This is a genomic window from Escherichia sp. KCJ4928 (assembly GCF_004352695.1).
Classification (GTDB): Bacteria; Pseudomonadota; Gammaproteobacteria; order Enterobacterales; family Enterobacteriaceae; genus ECMA0423.
Window position 1 is genome coordinate 1 of sequence record NZ_SJWV01000317.1, and the last position, 2,717, is coordinate 2,717.

The window sequence follows — 2,717 nt, forward strand, 5'->3', positions numbered from 1 at the left end:
ATCTCGTACGCGTTGAAACTGAATTACAAAGGGGGTCAAACCCCGTCGGCACACCAAGAACGGCCAGGCTGTTTTCCGGGCGTGTTCCGTCAGCCTTTGACGCCAATTATGGGTTCGATTCCCACATTCATTCCTGAAATGAATACTGGTTTTAACTTATTAAATAAAAAGTGAGGGATTGCGCAGTCAGCGATCCCCGATAACGTCGCCGATAAAGATGCCGGGTAACAGGCAAAAGGGAATTCCCCTGTCGCTTCGTGTCTGCTTCCGCGACGGCTGTTAAGCAAGGAATAGATAATGATTAAAAAAATAAGCGTAAGAAAAGATCAGCTGGCATTACTCTCCAGAAACGGCGATTACTACAAAGTGCTACATGCAGGCGAGCATCTTTTACCCTGGTTAAATACGCCAGAAGTCTTGCTGATTACGCTCGATGGCAGCGAAGTTCCCGACGTGCTGGCGGATTATTTGCGCCGCTTTCAGCCTGATTGGGTGGAGAAATATTGCCTGGTGGCAGACTTGTCGGAGATTGAAGCCGGGGCGTTGTATATGGACGGTATTTTGCAGGAGATCCTGCCGCCATCAACGCGCCGTTTGTACTGGCGTGTAGAGGATGATTTGACACTGGTGCGGATGAATACGCAGCAAGTCCAGGTACAAACGGAGGTGATGAATGCGGTATTGCAACCACGGCGCAAAGGGGCAGTTAAAGGCCGCGATGCGATACTCACGGTGCAGGTTCCGGCCTGGCATGTAGGCGTGCTGAAAATCGATGGTGAAACGCAGGCGCTGTTACCGCCGGGGCTGACCGCATACTGGAAAATTAACCATCTGGTTGACGCTGAAGTGGTTGACACCCGCTTGCAGGTACTGGAAGTCAGCGGGCAAGAAATCTTAACGAAAGATAAGGTCAATCTGCGGATTAACCTCGCCGCTAACTGGCGCTACAGCGACGTGTTGCTGGCATTTAGTCAGTTAACGAAGCCGATTGATCATTTGTATCGGGAATTGCAATTTGCCCTGCGTGAAGCGGTAGGTACGCGTACGTTGGATGAATTGCTGGAAGATAAACAGGTCATTGATGACGTTGTCAGCGAACAGGTGAAATCGCGCATGTTGCCATTTGGTATGTAGATTGCCTCGTTAGGGGTGAAAGATATCGTCCTGCCTGGCGATATGAAAAATATCCTTGCGCAGCTGGTTGAGGCGGAGAAATCCGCGCAGGCCAATGTGATTCGCCGACGTGAAGAAACGGCAGCGACGCGTTCGTTACTCAATACCGCTAAAGTCATGGAAAACAACCCGGTAGCGTTACGCTTAAAAGAACTGGAAACGCTGGAGAGAGTGGCTGAACGGATCGATAACATCTCTGTATTTGGCGGTCTGGATCAGGTTCTGCATGGGTTGGTTAATATCAAAGGGTGAGTAACATGCCATTAAATGGAGTCAGTGCTGCGATGCGAGAAAGGGTATCGCAGCAGTTAAGAGAAATTGAACGGCGGTATGATGTGAAAGTACTGTACGCCTGTGAATCAGGGAGCCGCGGCTGGGGATTTGCCTCGCCCGACAGCGACTACGATGTACGGTTTTTGTATGTTCACCCGCTGGAATGGTATCTGCGAGTAGAGGCGCCGCGCGATGTTATTGAGTTGCCTATTGACGACGAGTTAGATGTTTCAGGCTGGGAGTGGCGCAAGGCGCTGGGATTATTGAAAGGTGCGAATCCGACGCTGATAGAATGGCTGGATTCTCCTGTGGTCTATCAACAAGATGAAGAAACGATAACGGCGCTTAAGGCAATGGTGCCGAAGTGGTTTTCTCCGCTGCGTGCGCGTTGGCATTATTATTCGATGGCGCGGAAAAACTTTCGCGGTTATTTACAAGGCGACGAAGTGCGGCTGAAAAAATACTTTTACGTGCTGCGTCCGCTGCTGGCCGTGCGTTGGGTTGAAGCGGGAAAAGGCGTACCGCCAATGCGCTTTGCTGAGCTACTGGCGGGAAGCGAACTTGATGCGCCGTTACGTGCAGAAATAGACGAATTACTGGAACGTAAACAGCGCGCAGGAGAAGCGGAATATGGTCCGCGCCGTCCATTGTTACATGCGTTTATTCGTGCGGAACTGGCGCGTGGGGAAATTCCACCGCTGTTACCGGATAGCAGAGAAGGGGACGTTAAGGAACTGGATAGCTTAATGTACCAGACGGTAATGCGCCGGGCGTGATGCCCGGCGTTATTTCACGCCATCAGCTCTTATTATTATTGTGTATTCCCGCTGATTTCATTCTGTATAAGTGTTGCAATATCGTCATTCGTTGCCGCTTGTGAACTAAATATCATCTTCTCACGCGAATACACCGCAAACTTATCTGACAGGTTCGAAGCAAACACCTTGCGGGCATTTTCTGCCAGCAAACCGGTGACGATATCATGGTGGTTTTTATCCACTTTTCGGGCAATATTTCCCGCCTCTTTGTCCTTACTATACCGTTCATTGGTGCTTTCCCAGCTTAATGCCGCTGAGGTTGTTTTTATCATGACTTCTGTTTGGTAGCCTGCATCTTTGAGTTTTTTTAATGTTTGTAACGGCGTCGCGGCATTACGAAATGTTCCTTCGACAACAATGTTGAGTTTACTGACTATCGCTCTCTCAATTGCACGTTCGACCGTTTCGCCGGAAAATTTCGCTGTATGGGTAACAAAATCATCCCCATAATTT

2 protein-coding genes and 1 pseudogene are annotated in these 2,717 nt (G+C 49.6%); 2 read left to right on the plus strand and 1 reads right to left on the minus strand.

The window, feature by feature from the left end:
- Positions 1-297 precede the first annotated feature (297 nt).
- Together E0D98_RS23105 and E0D98_RS23110 are read left to right on the plus strand one after the other, a co-directional pair.
- Positions 298-1,425: pseudogene (locus tag E0D98_RS23105) on the plus strand (slipin family protein).
- A 5-nt stretch (positions 1,426-1,430) separates the two neighbouring features.
- Positions 1,431-2,222, plus strand: a complete 792-nt coding sequence (locus E0D98_RS23110; protein ID WP_001130548.1) for a nucleotidyltransferase domain-containing protein — start codon at positions 1,431-1,433, stop codon at positions 2,220-2,222.
- 35 nt (positions 2,223-2,257) lie between these two features.
- Here the strand turns inward: E0D98_RS23110 and E0D98_RS23115 are convergent.
- Positions 2,258-2,717 (minus strand): zeta toxin family protein (locus tag E0D98_RS23115; protein ID WP_205713029.1); only part of this gene is annotated, 460 nt, incomplete at its 5' end.

Bases quoted from the DNA above. Each gene is read 5' to 3' on its own strand.
- E0D98_RS23110 (WP_001130548.1), top strand. From the start codon at position 1,431: ATGCCATTAAATGGAGTCAGTGCTGCGATGCGAGAAAGGGTATCGCAG.